The sequence below is a fragment of the Tistlia consotensis USBA 355 genome (genome assembly GCF_900177295.1).
Lineage (GTDB): Bacteria > Pseudomonadota > Alphaproteobacteria > Kiloniellales > DSM-21159 > Tistlia > Tistlia consotensis.
The window spans coordinates 144,742-161,629 of sequence record NZ_FWZX01000008.1 but is presented as its reverse complement, the minus strand read 5'-3'; the positions used below and the strand labels follow the sequence as shown (position 1 = coordinate 161,629).

The following is a 16,888-nucleotide window of genomic DNA, read 5'->3' as shown; positions in this document are numbered from 1 at the left end:
GGCGATCACTTTCATCGGGCGATCACTTTCACCGGGCGATCACTTTCATGGCTTAGCGTTCCGAGGTGTTGATGCCGAGCGAGCGCAGCTTGCGGTGCAAGGCCGAGCGCTCCATGCCGACGAAGGCCGCGGTCCTAGAGATGTTGCCGCCGAAGCGCAAGACCTGAGCCTCGAGGTACTGCCGCTCGAAATGCTCGCGGGCCTGACGGAGCGGCAGGGTCATGATCTCGCCGTTGGCGGCACCGGGCAAGAGCGCCGGGGCGCGGGCCGAGATCTCGGCGGGCAGCAGCTCGGAGCCGATCGCTTCCTGCGGGCCGCCGGGCGCCATGATCATCAGGTAGTCGACCAGGTTGCGCAGCTGGCGCACGTTGCCCGGCCAGTCGTAGGCCTGCAGGGCGGCCAGGGCGTCGCTGCCGAGCCGGCGCATCGGCATGCCGGTGTTCTCGGCCGAGCGCGCGCCGAGGTACTCGACCAGCTCCGGGATGTCCTCGCGGCGCTCGCGAAGGCTCGGGACCCTGAGCGGCACGACGTTCAGGCGGTAGAAGAGGTCCTCGCGGAACAGCCCCTCGGCGATGCGCGCCTGCAGGTCGCGGTTGGTCGAGGCGATGACCCGCACGTCGACCTCGATGCGGCGCCGGCTGCCGAGGCGCTCGAAGGTCTGCTCCTGCAGCACGCGGACGATCTTGCCCTGGGTCTCCAGCGGCATGTCGGCGACCTCGTCGAGCAGCAGCGTGCCGCCGTGGGCGCGCTCGAAGGTGCCGATCGTCGCCCTCTCGCCGTCGCCGGGCTCGACGCCGAACAGCTCGGCCTCGATGCGCTCCGGATGCAGGGTCGCGCAGTTGACCACGACGAAGGGGCCGTCGACGCGCTTCGACAGGCTGTGCAGCTGGCGCGCCACGACCTCCTTGCCGCTGCCGGCGGCGCCGGCGATCAGCACCCGGCTGCCGGTCGGGGCGACCTTCTGGACCTGCTGGCGCAGCTGCTGGATCGGCGCGCAGTGGCCGATCAGCTCGGTCTCCGGCGCGCCGCGCTGGCGCAGCTCCTCGTTCTCCTGCCGCAGGCGCGCGGCCTCGATGGCGCGCGACACGATCAGCAGCAGGCGGTCCGACTTGAAGGGCTTCTCGATGAAGTCGTAGGCGCCATGGCGGATCGCCGCGACCGCCGTCTCGATCGTGCCGTGGCCGGAGATCATCACGATCGGCAGCCCCGGGCGCTCGCGCTGCAGGGCCTGCAGCAGCTCCAGGCCGTCGAGCGTCGAGCCCTGCAGCCAGATGTCCAGGATCACCAGGTGCGGGCGGCGGTTGCGCACCGCCTCCAGGGCCTGGTCGCTGTCGGCGACGGCCCGGGTGCGGTAGCCCTCGTCCTGCAGCACGCCCTCGATCAGCAGGCGGATGTCGTGCTCGTCGTCGACGATCAGGATGTCATGAGCCATGGACAGCGATCCGTCCTTCCTGCGCCGGTCCGTCGCGGCTGGCGGTTTCCCCGAGCGGCAGGGTCAGCCTGATCACCGCGCCGCCGCCCTCCCGATCGGCCAGCGCCAGGCTCCCGCCATGGTCTTCCAGGATCTTCTTGACGATCGCCAGGCCCAGCCCCGTGCCCTTCTCGCGGGTCGTCACGTAGGGCTCGGTCAGGCGGTCGCGGTCCTTCTTCGGCAGGCCGCGGCCGTTGTCCTCGATGGCGATCTCGGCCAGGCTCGCGGTCGTCGAGAGCCGGACCCGCACCAGGCCCTCCTCCCCCGCCACCCCGGCGGGCGCCCCCTCCCCGCCCCCTTCGGCGGCCTGCCGGCCCTCGATCGAATCGACGGCGTTCTGCAGCAGGTTGGTCAGCGCCTGGCGGATCTGCGCGGCGTCGACCTGGACCGGCACCGGCTTGTCGGGCAGCTCCGAGAGGAAGCGGATCGCGCCGTGGGCGCTGCGCTGCAGGGCCAGGCTGTCGATGACCAGCCGGATCAGGTCGCAGGGCGCCTTGGCCGGCGTCGGCATGCGCGCGAAGTTGCTGAACTCGTCGACCATGCGGCCGATGTCGCCGACCTGGCGCACGATGGTGTCCGTGCAGGCCGCGAAGGTCTCGGGATCCTCGGAGATCTGCTTCAGGTAGCGGCGCTTCAGGCGCTCGGCCGACAGCTGGATCGGGGTCAGCGGGTTCTTGATCTCGTGGGCGATGCGCCGGGCGACGTCGGCCCAGGCCGCCTTGCGCTGCGCCGAGAGCAGCTCGGTGATGTCGTCGAAGGTGACGACGTAGCCGATGATCTTCTCGCCGGCCTGCTCGGCGACGATGCGGACCAGCAGCGTGCGGCTCGAGCCGTCGGCGCCGGCCAGGCCGGCCTGGCGCTCGTGGATCCGCCGCGGCTTGCGGCGCGCCTGCTCCAGCAGCTCGCGCATCTCGCGCGACAGCTTGGAGACGCGCCGGCCCATCAGCTGGCCGGGCTGCAGCGCCAGCAGCTCGTGGGCGCGCCGGTTGGCGATCGTCACGTAGCCGTCCCGGTCCAGGCCGAGCACGCCGGCGGTGACGCCCGACAGCACCGCCTCGCCGAAGCGGCGGCGCGCCTCGATCTGCTGGTTCGCCTCGATCAGCTCGCCGCGCTGGCGCTGCAGGTCGCCGGTCATGCGGTTGAAGGCGCGCGCCAGGGCGTCGATCTCGATGCCCTCGTCGTCGTCGGCCACGCGCACGGTCAGGTCGCCGGCGCCGACCCTCTGGGCGGCCTCGATCAGCTGGGCAATCGGCCGGCCCAGGCGGTTGGCGAAGGCGAGGCCGATCCAGGCCGCGACCAGCAGCAGCAGCAGCGAGATCACGGCGAAGATCGCGGCGAAGGTCGCCAGGATCGATTCGCGCTGGTTCTCGATCTGCTCGTAGAGCTTGACCGCGTCCGAGGAGCGCTGGGTGTGGGCCAGCACGCGCGGGTCGATCAGCCGGCCGACGAAGAGGTAGGTGTCGGGAAAGGCCTCCAGCTTGATGATGGCGCGCACCCGGTCGTCGGATTCGGGCTCCAGGATCGCGACCTCGCCCTGGTTGGCCTGCTCGATCGCCCAGGGCGGGATGTCCGGCTCGAACTCCAGCAGCAGCGAGAAGCCGGCGCGCGCCAGGACGTGGCCGCTCGAATCGAAGACCAGCGCCTCGGTCAGCGAGCGCCAGGCCGCCTGGGTGCTGACGAACTGCGAGAAGCGCTGCGGATTGACCAGCATCGAGGGGCCGGCGCGGTTCAGGTCCTGGGCCATCGCCAGGGCGTCGCCGACGATCGTGCGCCGATGCTCCTCCAGGTAGGACTGGGCGACCGCCAGCGATTCGCGCACCGCCGTGCGCACGCGCTCGCTGAACCAGTCCTGCATGCCGACGAACAGCAGCGCCGTGAAGACCGCGACGATCAGCGTCGGGGTCACCGCGACCAGGGCGAAGAGCGTCATCAGGCGGGCGTGCAGCCGTGCGCCGGCGACGTCGCGCCGGCGCTGCAGCCACAGCACGATCAGCCGCCGGCCGATCATCGCGGTCAGCAGCAGCACCAGCACCAGGTCGGCGGTCAGCAGCAGCTGGATCTCGACCGCGTCCGGCGTGACCGGCAGGCGGCCGGTCATCGCCAGGAAGGTCGTGACGCAGCCGGCCAGCGCCAGAGCCAGCAGGATCAGCGAGACCCAGCGCTCGAGGTGCGTCCGTCGCGCAAAGGCGGCGAATTGCGCCAGGAAGGCGCTGTCCTTCTCGCCGGCAGGCTCCGACCTGGGGTCGGTCATTCAGGCTCCGTCGATCCTGCGGGAGCGGATTTCGGCGGCATCGGGCGCCCGCCGTGACGGGCACCCCGGACGCCGCCCACCGCGGTCCCGGACGAACGCGGCCGCCCTGCGCTGTTGCAAAGCGGCCACAGGCTCATTTAAGGCCCCGGACCACCTGGATGTCCAGATCCCGGATCTTCTTGCGCAGGGTGTTGCGGTTCAGCCCCAGCAGGTGCGCCGCCTTGAGCTGGTTGCCGCGGGTCGCCCCGAGGACCAGCTCGATCAGCGGCCGCTCGACCTCGTGCAGCACGCGTTCGTAGAGGCCGGGCGGCGGCAGGTCGCCGTCCAGGGCCTCGAAGTAGTCCTTGAGGATGCGCTCGACGGCGCCGCCCAGCGACTCGTTGGCCGGCGGCCCTTCGGCAGGCGCCGCCTCGGCTTGTGCCTCGCCGGCCAGCTCCATGCGGATCTCGTCGAGCCCGATGACCTCCTGGCTGTAGAGCGCCGCCAGGCGGCGCACCATGTTCTCCAGCTCGCGCACGTTGCCCGGCCAGCGATACGACTGCAGGTAGTCCATCGCCGCGCGATCCAGGGTCTTGCTCGGCAGGCCCTCGGCCTGGGCCTGGGCGAAGAAATGCCGCACCAGCTCGGGGATGTCCTCGGCACGGTCGCGCAGCGCCGGCAGGCGAATCGGCACCACGTTGAGCCGGTAGAAGAGGTCCTCGCGGAACAGCCCGGAGCGGACCATCTGGCGCAGGTCCCGGTGGGTCGCGGCGACGATCCGCACGTCGGCGCGGATCGGCGTGCGGCCGCCGACCGTCGTGTACTCGCCCTCCTGCAGCACCCGCAGCAGCCGGGTCTGCGCCTCGAGCGGCATGTCGCCGATCTCGTCGAGGAACAGCGTGCCGCCCTCGGCCTGCTCGAAGCGCCCGGCCGAGCGCACGGTGGCGCCGGTGAAGGCGCCCTTCTCATGGCCGAACAGCTCGCTCTCGATCAGCTCGCGCGGGATCGCCGCCATGTTGATCGGCACGAAGGCGCCGTGGCGGCGCTTGCCGTAGTCGTGCAGGGCGCGGGCCACCAGCTCCTTGCCGGTGCCGGACTCGCCGTAGATCATCACCGTCAGGTCGGTGCCCATCAGGCGCGCCAGGACGCGGTAGATCTCCTGCATCGCCGGCGAGCGGCCGATCAGCGGCAGCTGCTCGTCCTCGGCGCCGGCGCCGCTGGTCGACACGGCGCCGCGCGGCTCGGAGAGCGCCCGCCGCACGACCGCGATCAGCTCGCGCAGATCGAAGGGCTTGGGCAGGTACTCGAAGGCGCCGCGCTCGGTCGCCTTGACCGCGGTCAGCAGGGTGTTCTGCGCGCTCATCACCAGGATGCGCAGGTTCGGGCGGATCTTCTTGATGCGCGGGATCAGGTCGAGGCCGTTCTCGTCGGGCATCACGACGTCGGTGATCACCAGGTCGCCGTCGCCCTGCTCGACCCAGCGCCAGAGCGTCGCCGCGTTGCCCGTGGTCCGAACCTCATAGCCCTCGCGTCCGAGGGCCTGCGACAACACAGTCCGGATCGCGCGGTCGTCGTCGGCAACAAGAATGGTGGCAAGAGGCACGGGCCTGTGGTCTCCCTGACGAGCGGCTCTGAAGGCGGCCGGCGTGGCCGGCCGGATCAGTCGGCTTTCGGCAGCAGGGTGCGGAACACCGTCCGGTTCGGCTCGCTGTCGAACTCGATCACCCCGCCGTGGTCGCCGACGATCTTCGCGACCAATGCAAGTCCCAGGCCTTTTCCGTTCGGCTTGCCCGTGACAAACGGATCGAAGAGGTGGCCGCGCAGGTCCTCGGGGATGCCCGGGCCGTTGTCCTGCACGGAAACGACCAGCGGCAGGTCGACCCGGCTGCCGCCCCCGGGGATCGCAAGGCGCACGCCCTGCTGGTAGCGCGTCGAGAGCTGGATCTCGCCTTCGCCTTGCTTGTGAAGGGCTTCGGCCGCGTTCTTCACCAGATTCAGGAAGACCTGGATCAGCAGGTCGCGGTTGCCGAGCACCGGCGGCAGCGAGGGATCGTAGATCTCGACGAAGCGGATCTTGCGCGCGACGCCGTTCTCGGCGAGGCGGCGGACGTGGCCGAGCACCTCGTGAATGTTGATCGGCTGGCGGTCGATCGGCCGGCGGTCGGCGAACATCTCCATGCGGTCGACCAGCGCGACGATGCGGTCGGCCTCGGCGGTGATCAGGCGGGTCAGCTCGCGGTCGTCGCCCTCGACCGAGCTCTCCAGCAGCTGCGCCGCGCCGCGGATCCCGGACAGCGGGTTCTTGACCTCGTGGGCCAGCATCGCGGCCATCGCGGTCACCGAGCGGGCGGCGTTGCGGTGGGTGAACTGGTGCTCGATCTTGCGGGCGATCGAGCGCTCCTTGAAGGTCACGGCCACGGCGCCCGGCGTCTCGGGCACCGCCGAGACGTCGATCGAGACGGTGTGGGCGCCGATCCGCGGGCTCTCCAGCACGACCTCGTACTCCGACAGGCTCTGCAGACCCTGGCGCGCCTGGGCGATCAGCCCGAAGACCGGGCTGTCGGCCGGCAGGATCTCAGACAGCGGGCGGCCGTCGAGGCTGCGCATCGAGGAGCCGAAGAACTGCTCGGCCGCCAGGTTCAGGTAGAGGAAGCAGTCCTGCTCGTCGACGCAGAACACGGGCTCGGCCAGGGCATTGAGGACGGCCGCGGGATCGAGGGAGGAGCCCATCACGCGCCGGAGCAGTTGTGTCGAGACACGCGCCATGCCTATTCCTTGAGCAGCTGCCCATCAAGCGTTCAGATGCCCAGTCTTAGCGCACCCTCAACACCTTGGGAAGCCGCCTTCGTGGGCAGCCTCGCCGCACCGCAGCACCGCACGGCCTGCCGCGACCGGCTCAGCCGGCCAGCAGCACGTCGGTGACGAACTTGACGCCGATGTAGGAGAGGGTCAGCAGCAGGTAGGCGACCAGGGCGAGGCGCGCCGCCCGCCGGCCGCGCAGGCCGCCGCGGTTGTGCAGCAGGAGCAGCAGGCCGAACAGCAGGAAGGCCAGCACCGACAGCAGGGTCTTGTGGTCGAACTCGACGAGCTGGCCGTACGCCTCCCAGTCGAGCGCGAGGCCCGTCGCGAGACCGGCCACGAGCACCGCCTCGGCGGCACCGAGCAGGCGGAACTGCAGGCGCTCGCCGTCGGCGATCGAGGGCAGCCGCTCGACCAGGCCGCCCGCCTCCTGCCGCTTCTTGAGGGCGCGCTCGCGCAGGAAGACCGCGAGGCCGGCGACCGCCGCCAGGGTCGCGAGGGCGTAGGTCGCGAGCGAGATCGCGATGTGCAGCGGCAGCCAGACGCCGGGGTCGCCGAGCGGCGGCACGTGGCCCGGCAGCCCGCCGCTGGCCAGCGCGATCGCCGCCAGCAGCAGCAGATAGACGAGCAGCAGCGGCGCGAGGCGCCGCATCGTGTCGCTGAAGGCCGAGAGCAGGCCGAACAGGGCCAGGCAGCAGGCGACCGACCACCAGAGCGCGGTCGAGAGGCTGCTGTCCCAGCGCGCGCCGCTGCGCAGGGCGATGACCGCGGCGCTGCCGGCCAGGGCCGCGCCGAGCAGCAGCCAGAAGCGCCGGCCGGACCAGCCGGCGGCGTCGCGGAAGCTGGCCAGGGTCGCCGCGACGAGGGCGGCCAGGGCGGCCAGCGGCAGCAGGAGCGCTCCGATCATGGCCGGGGTATATCACCTCTTGGCCTCGGCGGCAGCGGGCCGTAACGTCCGCCCGCGTCAGGATCGCGAGCGGCGGCGCCGGGCCGCCCCAGGGATGGAGAGATGATCGAAACCGTCGCGCTCGTCGTCGCGGCCGGCCGCGGCCACCGCTTCGGCGGCGCCCTGCCCAAGCAGTACCGGCGCCTGGCCGGCCGGCCGCTGCTCGCCCATTGCCTGGAGCGCCTCGCCGCCCATCCCGGGATCGACGCCGTGCGCGTCGTCATCCACCCCGACGACCGTGCGCTCTACGACGAGGCCGCGGCCGACCTGGCGCTGCTGGAGCCCTGTGCCGGCGGCGCCGAGCGCCAGGATTCGGTGCGCCTCGGCCTCGACAGCCTGGCCGCCCTGCCCGGGGGCGCGCCGCGCCGGGTGCTGATCCACGACGGCGCCCGCCCCTTCCCCGGCGCCGCCATGCTCGAGCGCCTGCTGCAGGCGCTCGACAGCCACGACGGCGCGATCCCGGCGCTGGCGGTCACCGACACGCTGAAGCGCGGCCGGGCCGGGCCGGCGGGGATGCCGCTCTGCGGCGAGACCGTGCCGCGCGACGGCCTGTGGCGCGCCCAGACGCCGCAGGCCTTCCGCCTCGAGGCGATCCGCGCGGCCCATCATGCCCTGAAGGGCGAGGCCCTGACCGACGACGCGGCCCTGGCCGAGCGTGCCGGCCTGGCGGTCGCGCTGGTCGAGGGCGAGGAGGAGAACTTCAAGGTGACGACCCAGCAGGACCTGGCGCGCGCCGAGCGGCTGCTCGCCGGCGGCGGCGCGAGCGGGCGCGAGACGCGCATCGGCAACGGCTTCGACGTGCACCGCTTCGGCCCCGGCGACTCGGTCATGCTGTGCGGCGTGCCGGTCGCGCACAGCCACGGCCTGGTCGGCCATTCCGATGCCGACGTCGGCCTCCATGCCCTGACTGACGCGCTGCTCGGCGCGCTCGGCGCCGGCGACATCGGCCAGCACTTCCCGCCGACCGACCCGCGCTGGAAAGGCGCCGATTCGGCGGCCTTCCTGGCCCACGCCGGATCGCTGCTGGCGGCGCGCGGCGGGCGCATCCTCAACCTCGACGTCACGCTGATCTGCGAGCGGCCCAAGGTCGGGCCGCACCGCGAGGCGATGCGGGCCCGGATCGCCGGGATCCTGGGCATCGCCGTCGAGCGCGTCGGAGTCAAGGCGACGACCACCGAGGGCCTGGGCTTCACCGGCCGGCGCGAGGGCATCGCGGCCCAGGCGACCGCCGCCCTCGAGCTGCCGGCCGCCGGTCCGGACGGATCCGCGTGAAAGGCGCGCCGGCCGGCCCGACGCGGCACCTGCCGGCCTGGCATCCGGCCTTCTGGATCGCAACCTGGTTCGGCAGCGGCCTGATCCCCGGCATCCCCGGGACCTGGGGCTCGCTCGCCGCCCTGCCCTTCGGCGCCGCGATCATGTGGCTCTGGGGGCCCTGGGTGCTGCTCGCCGCAGCCGGGGTGCTGTTCCCGATCGGCGTCTGGGCCAGCGAGCTCTACAGCCGGGCCAAGGGCAAGGGCGATCCCGGCGAGGTCGTGGTCGACGAGGTCGTGGCGCAGTGGCTGGTCATGGTGCCGGTCTGCTTCAATCCCGGCCTGTTCCTGGTCGGCTTCTTCCTGTTCCGCTTCTTCGACATCACCAAGGTCTGGCCGGCCTCGCTGGCCGACCGGCGGCTCGGCGGCGGGTTCGGCATCATGCTCGACGACGTCTTCGCCGGGCTCTACGCTGCCGCCCTCGTCTGGGGCATCGCCCGCCTGATCGGAGCCGAGACCTGTTTCCCGCCGAGCTGACCGAGGCCGCAGCCGCGCTGCTGGCCGACTACCGCACCGCCGGCAAACGCCTGGCGACCGCTGAGTCCTGCACCGGCGGGCTGGTCGCCGGCCTGCTGACCGAGATCGCCGGCTCGTCCGACGTCGTCGAGCGCGGCTTCGTGACCTACTCCAACGAAGCCAAGCAGGAGCTGCTCGGCGTGCCGGCCGAGACTTTGGCCCGCGTCGGCGCGGTCAGCGCCGAGACCGCGGAGGCGATGGCCGCCGGCGCCCTGGCCCGCTCCCGCGCCGAGGTCGCGGTCGCGATCACCGGCATCGCCGGCCCCGGCGGCGGCTCGCCCGAGAAGCCGGTCGGGCTGGTCTTCTTCGGCCTGGCGACGCCGGCGGGCGTCAGCCACCGGCGCCGGGTCTTCGCCGGCGACCGCTCGGCCGTGCGCCTGGCCAGCGTCCGCGAGGCGCTGGCGCTGCTGCGCGACGGGCTCGGCTGAGCCGCCGGCTCACGCCAGCCGGCACAGCCGCGCCAGGCCGAACTGCGGATAGAGCGCGTCGATCGCGGCGACGTCGGCCCGCGTCTCCTCGATGATCCAGTCGCGCAGCTGCGCTGCGACCGGGCGCAGCGGCCGCTCCTTCAGGTGGACCAGGTGGCAGCGCCGGCCGGTGACGATCGGCTCGTCGGCGGCCGGCACCAGCGCGCCGCCGCGCAGCCAGTGCGAGACGACGTTGAGCCAGCCGAGCGCGATGCCCTGGCCGAGCAGCGCGGCCTGCACGACGATCGCGTAGTCGGAGAAGATCAGCGAGTTCCCCGCTCCCGTCTCGCCGTCCGGCCGCTCCGAGGAGAAGTAGCGCGACCAGTCCGGCTCGGCCTTGCTGAGGTTGACGATGGTGTTGGGGAAGGGCTGGCCGTCCCGGCCCTCCTGGCGGCGCTGCTCCAGGTAGGCCGGGCTGCAGATCGGCAGCACGATCTCGGGCATGATCAGCGCGGCCTCGTGGCGCGCGTCCTCGCCCTCGACGAAGCGCATGCCGAGGTCGACCTCGTCGACCGGCCCGCCGAGCGGCCCGGCGAGCAGCTGGAAGCGCAGGTCGAGCGTCGGGAACAGCCGGTGCAGCTCGCTCATGCGCGGCATCAGCCAGTGGGTCGTGAAGGCGGTCGAGACCGACAGGGTCACGGTCTCCGCGCCGGTGCGCCGCGCCTCGATCTCGCGCAGCGCGCCTTCGATCTCGCGGAAGCTGTGGGACAGACGGCGGTAGAGGATCGTGCCGCTCTCGGTCAGCTGCGGCCCGCCGGGCACGCGCTCGAACAGCTTGACGCCGAGATGGCTCTCCAGGCGCCCGAGCATGCGGCTGACCGCCGGCTGGGTGACGTTCAGCTCGGCCGCCGCCTTGGTGAAGCTGCCGCAGCGGACCGCCGCCTCGAAGACAAAGAGCGCGTTGGTCGAGGGCAGCATCCTGCGCAGGTACTGCATTACATGATGTTATCGACGATCAAACTATTCTGCAATTGCCCCCTGGCCGCCGCCTTTGCTTCGATCCCGGCTCAGGAACACTGATCCGAGCGTCGATCAGCAAGGCCGGTCCGGCAGTGACACTGCCGGTTCCGGAGGGGGAGCGCGTGCCCGAGCCGGCAATCCACGACAGTGATGTAATGCGATGAGCGAGCCTCACGGCATCGCGGTCGCGATCCGGCGAGCCGAGAAGCGCTACGGCAGCTTCCGCGCGCTCGACGCGGTCAGCCTGGCGGTGGCGCCCGGCGAGTTCGTCTCGCTGCTCGGCCCCTCGGGCTCCGGCAAGACCACCCTGCTCGGCATCCTCGGCGGCTTCGTCCAGCCCTCCGGCGGCCAGGTGCTGTTCGGCGAGCGCGACGTCACCTACACGCCGCCGCACCTGCGCGACATCGGCATCGTCTTCCAGAACTACGCCCTCTTCCCGCACATGAGCGTCGGCGAGAACGTCGCCTTCCCGCTGCGCGCCCGGCGCATGGCCAAGGGCCTCTGGCCCGGCAGGGTGCGCGCGGCGCTGGAGATGGTCGAGCTCGGCGGCTTCGAGGAGCGGCGCATCTCGCAGCTCTCCGGCGGCCAGCGCCAGCGCGTCGCCCTGGCCCGCGCCATCGTCTTCGAGCCGCGCCTGATCCTGATGGACGAGCCGCTCTCGGCGCTCGACAAGCAGCTGCGCGAGACCATGCAGATCGAGCTGCGGGCGCTGCACCGCAAGCTCGGCTCGACGGTCATCTACGTGACCCACGACCAGCGCGAGGCGCTGACCATGAGCGACCGGGTGGCGATCCTCAAGGACGGCCGCCTGGTCCAGGTCGACGCGCCCGAGCGGCTGCACGACCATCCCGCCGACGCCTTCGTCGCCGGCTTCATCGGCGAGGCGACCCTGGTGCCGGTCGAGCGCGCCGGCGAGCGGCAGGTCCGGCTCGGCACGGCCGTCCTGGCGACCAGCCGCGCCGTGCCGGCCGGCGGGCCGCTGTTCCTGACCGTGCAGACCGAGAAGCTGCTGATCGCCGGCCCCAGCGCCGCGGCCGAGGGCCAGAACCGCCTGACCGGGCGGGTCGCCGAGGTCGTCTACCAGGGCGAAAGCCTGCGCGTCTTCCTGATCCTGGCCGACGGCACGGCGCTGAGCCTGCGCCAGCCGAGCCACCACGCCGCCCGCGGGCTGATCCCGCCGGTCGGCGAGTCGCTGACCGTCACGCTGCACCCCGAGGACACGATCGTCGTGCCCGAGCGGGCCGCGGCCCCCTGATCCCACACCGATTTCACCGCCCGAATCCGAAGCAACGAGAGAGCCTCATGCCCTACAGCCGGTTCAAAGTCCTCACCTTCGACGTCGTCGGCACGCTGATCGACTTCGAGCGCGGCATCCTGGAGGCGGTGCGCCGCATCGGCGGGCCGGCCGCGGCCGCGCTGAGCGACGACCAGATCTTCGCGCCCTACCTGCGCGGCCGTGCCCGGCACGACGGCCGCTCCAGCGAGGTGATGCGCGACGTCTACCTGTCGCTCGCCGGGGAGCTCGGCCTGCCGGCCGACGCCGAGTCGGCCGACGCCTTCCAGCTCGCCGTGCTGCGCTGGCCGGCCTTCGCCGATTCCGCCGAGGCGCTGAAGCGCCTGCGCAAGCGCTTCCGTCTGGTCGCCATGACCAACGCCGACCGCTGCGCCTTCTCCTTCTACGCCCAGACCCTGGGCGATCCCTTCGACGACGGGGTGACCAGCGACGAGACCGGCGTGCACAAGCCGGACCCGCAGTTCTTCGCCTACAACCGCGGCCGCCAGGCGGCCTTCGGCTACAAGTTCGACGAGATCCTGCACGTCGCCCAGAGCCAGTACCACGACATCGGCGTGGCCAGGCGGCTCGGCTACCGGGTCTGCTGGATCGAGCGGCGCCAGGGCCAGGGCGGCTACGGCGGCACGCCCGAGCCCGAGAGCGTCACGAAGCCGGATTTCCACTTCCCGAGCCTGAAGGCCCTGGCCGACGCCGTCGAGCAGGCCGAGCGGGTCGGGCGCTCGGCCGCCTGAGGCGACGATGACCGCCGCCGCCCTCGCCCGCTCGATCCCGGACAGGCCGCCATCGCCCGCCTCGCTGTGGGCGGCGACGGCACCGGCCGCGCCGCGGCGGCCGGCCGCGAGCGGGGAGCTGCAGGCCGAGGTGGTCGTGGTCGGCGGCGGCTACAGCGGCCTCTCGACCGCCCACCACCTGGCCGAGCGCGGCGTCGAGGCCCTGGTCCTGGAGGCCAACGAGGTCGGCTGGGGCGCCAGCGGGCGCAACGGCGGCGTCGTCTCCGGCAAGTTCCGCCTGGGCTTCGCCGAGATGGAGCGGCTGCACGGGCTCGAGACCGCCCGGCGCATGCATGCGATCGGCCGCGAGGCCGTCGAGGCGGTCGAGGCGCTGATCGCGCGCTACGGCATCGCGGCGGCCCGCCTGCAGGCCAACGGCAACCTGCGCTGCGCCCACAACGCCCGCCAGCTCGGCCTGCTGGCCGCCGAGGCCGACTGGCTGGCCGGCCGGCTCGGCGACCGCTCCTACGAGCTGCTGCCGGCCGGGACCATCGCCGAGGAGACCGGCTCCGCCGGCTTCGTCGGCGGCTTGCTCGGCCACCACGCCGCGACGCTCCATCCGCTCGGCTACGCGCGCGGCCTGGCCGCCGGCCTGGAGCGGCGCGGCGTCCGGATCCGCGAGGCGACGCCGGCGCTGCGGGTCCGGCGGGACGGCGCCGGCCTGCTGGTCGAGACGCCCGAGGCGGCGATCCGCGCCGGCAAGGTCGTGCTGGCCACCAACGCCTACTCCGACCTGACGCCGGCCAGCGACCGGCTGCGCCGCAGCCTGGTGCCGTTCCGCAGCGCGATCATCGCGACGGCCCCGCTGCCGCCGGCGCTCGACGCCGGGCTGCTCGCCCGCGAGCGCAGCTACAGCGAGACACGGCGCATGATGCGCTGGTTCCGCAAGGTCGAGGGCCGGATCGTGTTCGGCGGGCGCGGCGCCTTCGGCAAGACCGACTCCGAGGCGGCCTTCGAGGGCCTCAGGCGCGCCATGGTCGGGCTGTTCCCGGAGCTGGCCGACGTCCGGGTCGCCTACCGCTGGTCGGGCCTGGTCGGCATGACCCTGGACAAGCTGCCCCACGTCGGCCGGCTCGAGGCCGGCCCCTTCGAGGGGCGCCTCGCCTTCGCCGCCGGCTTCAACGGCGCCGGGGTCGCCCTGTCCAGCCTGATCGGCCGCTACCTCGCCGCCTTCCTCTGCGGCGAGACGCCCGAGGTCGCCCTGCTCGACGCCGCGCGTCTCAGGCCGATCCCCTGCCCGGCCCTGCGCGAGCCGGCGGTCCGCCTGACCGCGGGGCTCTACCAGTTCCTCGATTTCATCGGGCGCTAAGACCCGAGCCGAACCACCTGAACAGGAGCAAGAATGATGAACCGCAGATACCGCCACTTCGTCGCCGCCGCCTTCTCGGTCGCGGCGGTCGGGGCCCTCGCTCCGGCCGCGGCGCGAGCCGACGGCCAGGTCACCTTCGTCTCCCAGGGCGGCGCCTACCAGGAGGCCCAGACCAAGGCGATCCTCGACCCCGTCGCCAAGCAGCTCGGCATCACCGTCAACCAGGACAGCGCGCCCAACGCCTGGCCGATGATCAAGAGCCAGGGCGAGACCGGCCAGGCGATCTGGGACGTCGTCGACACCCCGACCTCGAACTGCATCCGCGGCGGCAAGCAGGGCCTGATCGCCGAGCTCGACTTCAGCAAGCTGCCGAACGCCGCCAAGCTGCCCAAGGGCTACGCGACCGCCTGGTCGGTGCCCTACGAGTTCTATTCGAGCGTCCTGGCCTTCAACAGGAAGACCCTCGGCGACAAGGTCCCGCACAGCTGGGCCGACTTCTGGGACGTCAAGAAGTTCCCGGGCCGCCGCGCCCTGCGCAACCACCCGCTGGCGACCCTCGAGGCGGCGCTGCTGGCCGACGGCGTGCCGCGCGACAAGCTCTACCCGCTCGACGTCGACCGCGCCTTCAAGAAGCTCGAGGAGATCAAGCCCTACATCACCGTCTGGTGGACCTCCGGCGGGCAGTCGGCGCAGCTGCTGCACGACGGCGAGGTCGACATGGAGATGGCCTGGAACGGCCGGGTCAGCGCACTGATCAAGGACGGCGCTCCGGTCGGCTTCACCTTCAACGACGGCATCCTGCAGAACACCCAGCTCTGCATCCTGAAGCACGCGCCGAACATGGCGACGGCGGTGCGCTTCGTGAACGCGGCGATCGGGCCCGAGGTGCAGGCGCACCTGCCGCTCTACATCGACTACGGCCCGGGCAACCCGGCGGCCTTCGACACCGGCATCATCTCGCCGGAGCGGGCCGCCCAGCTGCCGAGCGCGCCGGACAACGCCGCCAGGCAGGCGCTGATGTCCTACGCCTGGTGGCAGTCGCCGGAGGGCGAGGCCGCCGAGAAGCGCTGGCTGGAATTCATCCAGAAGTGAGCCCGGACGTGGCCGGATCCGACGCGGCGATGACGATGCCCGGGGCGGCGCTGCCGTCCGGCGCGGATCCGGCCGCCCGCTACCGGCGGCGCGAGCAGGCCCTGATGCTGCTGCTCGCGTCGCCGGCCTTCCTGATCATCCTGGGCCTGCTGCTGGTGCCGCTCGGCTGGCTGGTCTGGCAGTCCTTCCAGGCCGACGGCTTCACCCTGCAGCACTACCGGCGGATCCTCGCCGAGCCGGTCTACTGGAACACCTTCGCCACGACCTTCCGGATCAGCGGGATCGTCACCCTGGCGGCGCTGCTGCTCGGCTATCCCCTGGCCTACGCCGCGGCCAGCGCGCCGCCGCGCCGCGCCCTGGTGATCCTGGCCCTGGTCATCGTGCCCTTCTGGACCAGCGTGCTGGTGCGCGCCTACGCCTGGCTGATCCTGCTGCAGCGCAGCGGCCTGATCAATTCGCTGCTCGAGGGCCTGGGCCTGAGCGAGCAGCCGCTGGCGCTGGTGCACAACGAGCTCGGCACGATCATCGCGACGCTGCACATCCTGCTGCCCTTCATGGTGCTGCCGCTCTACGCGACCATGCAGAAGATCCCGGGCGACCTGCTGCAGGCCGGCGCCAGCCTGGGCGGGCGGCCGCTGCACGTCTTCTGGCGGGTCTTCCTGCCGCTCTCGCTGCCCGGCGTGCTGGCCGGCCTGACCCTGGTCTTCGTGCTCTGCCTCGGCTTCTACATCACGCCGGAGCTGATGGGCGGCGGCCGGACCATCATGGTCTCGATGCTGGTCAGCCGGAACGTCGAGCTCTACAGCCAGTGGGGCGCGGCCAGCGCGGTCAGCGTCGTGCTGCTGCTCTGCGTCGGGCTGATCTTCCTCGCCGTCGGGCGGCTGGTGCCGATCGAGCGGATCGTGGGGACGCAATGACCGATCCCTGTCCCCTCTGGCGCCCCGCCTGGAGCCGCTGGCTGCTCGGCCTCTACGTCGCCGCGGTGCTGGCCTTCCTGATCCTGCCGATCCTGATCGTGCTGCCGATGTCCTTCTCGGACAGCCGCTTCCTGACCTTTCCGCCGCCCGGCTGGTCGCTGCGCTGGTACGAGGAGTTCTTCGCCAGCCGCTCCTGGATGCAGGCGGCGCGCACCAGCCTCGGCGTCGCCCTGCTGGCGACCCTGCTGGCGACGCCGCTCGGCATCGCCGCTGCCTACGCCCTGCACAACACCAGCTCGCGCCTGCTGCGCGGCCTGCGCTTCGTTTTCCTGCTGCCGCTGATGGTGCCGATCATCATCGTCGCGGTCGGCGTCTTCTTCGTCTACGCCAAGGTCGGCCTGCTGGCCTCGATCCCGGGCCTGGTGCTGGCCGACACGATGCTCGGCCTGCCCTACGTCATGACCGCCGTCGCCGCCGGCCTGCAGGGCTTCGACCAGACCCAGGAGCTGGTCGCGCGCAGCCTCGGCATGAACCGCCTGCGCGCCTTCCTGAGCGTCACCCTGCCGCAGATCCGGCCGAGCGTGGTCTCCGGCGCGATCTTCGTGTTCATCGCGGCGCTCGACGAGACGATCGTCGCCCTGTTCATCTCGGGCGGCGCCAACCAGACCCTGACCAAGAAGATGTTCACCGTGCTGCGCGACGAGATCGACCCGACGATCGCCGCGATCAGCACGCTGCTGACAGCCGCCTCCTTCGCCCTGATCCTGCTGCTGGCGCTCAGCCGGCGGCGCCCGCGCGGCTGAGCCG

General features: G+C 72.2%; 15 protein-coding genes. 9 read left to right on the top strand and 6 right to left on the bottom strand.

Annotation, left to right across the window (positions count from 1 at the left end):
- Positions 1 to 52 precede the first annotated feature (52 nt).
- From ntrX to ccsA, 5 genes are all read right to left on the bottom strand, one after another.
- The gene (gene ntrX / locus B9O00_RS12670; RefSeq protein ID WP_085123044.1) at positions 53 to 1,432 is read right to left on the bottom strand and encodes a nitrogen assimilation response regulator NtrX; all 1,380 of its coding nucleotides are present in this window, start codon (positions 1,430 to 1,432) and stop codon (positions 53 to 55) included.
- Positions 1,422 to 3,722, bottom strand: coding sequence for a sensor histidine kinase NtrY-like (locus tag B9O00_RS12665; protein ID WP_085123043.1), 2,301 nt, complete (start codon positions 3,720 to 3,722; stop codon positions 1,422 to 1,424). Before B9O00_RS12665 ends, ntrX begins: the two co-directional genes overlap by 11 nt.
- Positions 3,723 to 3,855: 133 nt before the next feature.
- Positions 3,856 to 5,304, bottom strand: a complete 1,449-nt coding sequence (gene ntrC / locus B9O00_RS12660; protein WP_085123042.1) for a nitrogen regulation protein NR(I) — start codon at positions 5,302 to 5,304, stop codon at positions 3,856 to 3,858.
- A gap of 56 nt (positions 5,305 to 5,360) precedes the next feature.
- On the bottom strand, positions 5,361 to 6,467 hold the full coding sequence (locus B9O00_RS12655) for a two-component system sensor histidine kinase NtrB (RefSeq protein ID WP_085123041.1): 1,107 nt from the start codon (positions 6,465 to 6,467) through the stop codon (positions 5,361 to 5,363).
- 130 nt (positions 6,468 to 6,597) lie between these two features.
- Positions 6,598 to 7,407: a cytochrome c biogenesis protein CcsA gene (gene ccsA / locus B9O00_RS12650; RefSeq protein WP_085123040.1), complete on the bottom strand. Its 810-nt coding sequence runs from the start codon at positions 7,405 to 7,407 to the stop codon at positions 6,598 to 6,600.
- A 102-nt stretch (positions 7,408 to 7,509) separates the two neighbouring features.
- Between ccsA and B9O00_RS12645 the strand changes: the two genes are divergently transcribed.
- The 3 genes from B9O00_RS12645 to B9O00_RS12635 are packed head-to-tail and all read left to right on the top strand — an operon-like array spanning position 7,510 to position 9,700.
- Positions 7,510 to 8,718: a bifunctional 2-C-methyl-D-erythritol 4-phosphate cytidylyltransferase/2-C-methyl-D-erythritol 2,4-cyclodiphosphate synthase gene (locus tag B9O00_RS12645; RefSeq protein WP_085123039.1), complete on the top strand. Its 1,209-nt coding sequence runs from the start codon at positions 7,510 to 7,512 to the stop codon at positions 8,716 to 8,718.
- The gene (locus B9O00_RS12640; RefSeq protein ID WP_235017113.1) at positions 8,715 to 9,233 is read left to right on the top strand and encodes a phosphatidylglycerophosphatase A family protein; all 519 of its coding nucleotides are present in this window, start codon (positions 8,715 to 8,717) and stop codon (positions 9,231 to 9,233) included. The genes B9O00_RS12645 and B9O00_RS12640 overlap by 4 nt, the downstream gene beginning before the upstream one ends.
- Positions 9,182 to 9,700 carry a CinA family protein gene (locus tag B9O00_RS12635; RefSeq protein ID WP_437123443.1) on the top strand — a complete coding sequence of 173 codons (519 nt, stop codon included), beginning with the start codon at positions 9,182 to 9,184 and terminating at the stop codon, positions 9,698 to 9,700. The genes B9O00_RS12640 and B9O00_RS12635 overlap by 52 nt, the downstream gene beginning before the upstream one ends.
- Before the next feature lie 9 nt (positions 9,701 to 9,709).
- Here B9O00_RS12635 and B9O00_RS12630 read toward each other — a convergent pair whose 3' ends face one another.
- A complete protein-coding gene (locus tag B9O00_RS12630; protein ID WP_085123038.1) occupies positions 9,710 to 10,675 on the bottom strand; it encodes a LysR family transcriptional regulator in 966 nt (321 codons plus the stop codon).
- Between the two features lie 184 nt (positions 10,676 to 10,859).
- Between B9O00_RS12630 and B9O00_RS12625 the strand changes: the two genes are divergently transcribed.
- The 6 genes from B9O00_RS12625 to B9O00_RS12600 are packed head-to-tail and all read left to right on the top strand — an operon-like array spanning position 10,860 to position 16,884.
- A complete protein-coding gene (locus B9O00_RS12625) occupies positions 10,860 to 11,954 on the top strand; it encodes an ABC transporter ATP-binding protein (RefSeq protein WP_085123037.1) in 1,095 nt (364 codons plus the stop codon).
- 47 nt (positions 11,955 to 12,001) lie between these two features.
- Positions 12,002 to 12,724: an HAD-IA family hydrolase gene (locus tag B9O00_RS12620; RefSeq protein ID WP_085123036.1), complete on the top strand. Its 723-nt coding sequence runs from the start codon at positions 12,002 to 12,004 to the stop codon at positions 12,722 to 12,724.
- Positions 12,725 to 12,731: 7 nt separating this feature from the next.
- The gene (locus B9O00_RS12615; protein WP_085123035.1) at positions 12,732 to 14,072 is read left to right on the top strand and encodes an NAD(P)/FAD-dependent oxidoreductase; all 1,341 of its coding nucleotides are present in this window, start codon (positions 12,732 to 12,734) and stop codon (positions 14,070 to 14,072) included.
- A gap of 33 nt (positions 14,073 to 14,105) precedes the next feature.
- On the top strand, positions 14,106 to 15,164 hold the full coding sequence (locus tag B9O00_RS12610; protein ID WP_322111192.1) for an ABC transporter substrate-binding protein: 1,059 nt from the start codon (positions 14,106 to 14,108) through the stop codon (positions 15,162 to 15,164).
- A gap of 8 nt (positions 15,165 to 15,172) precedes the next feature.
- Positions 15,173 to 16,081, top strand: coding sequence for an ABC transporter permease (locus tag B9O00_RS12605; protein ID WP_200808480.1), 909 nt, complete (start codon positions 15,173 to 15,175; stop codon positions 16,079 to 16,081).
- Entirely contained in the window at positions 16,078 to 16,884 is an 807-nt protein-coding gene (locus tag B9O00_RS12600) for an ABC transporter permease (protein WP_085123034.1), read from the top strand. Before B9O00_RS12605 ends, B9O00_RS12600 begins: the two co-directional genes overlap by 4 nt.
- Positions 16,885 to 16,888 lie beyond the last annotated feature (4 nt).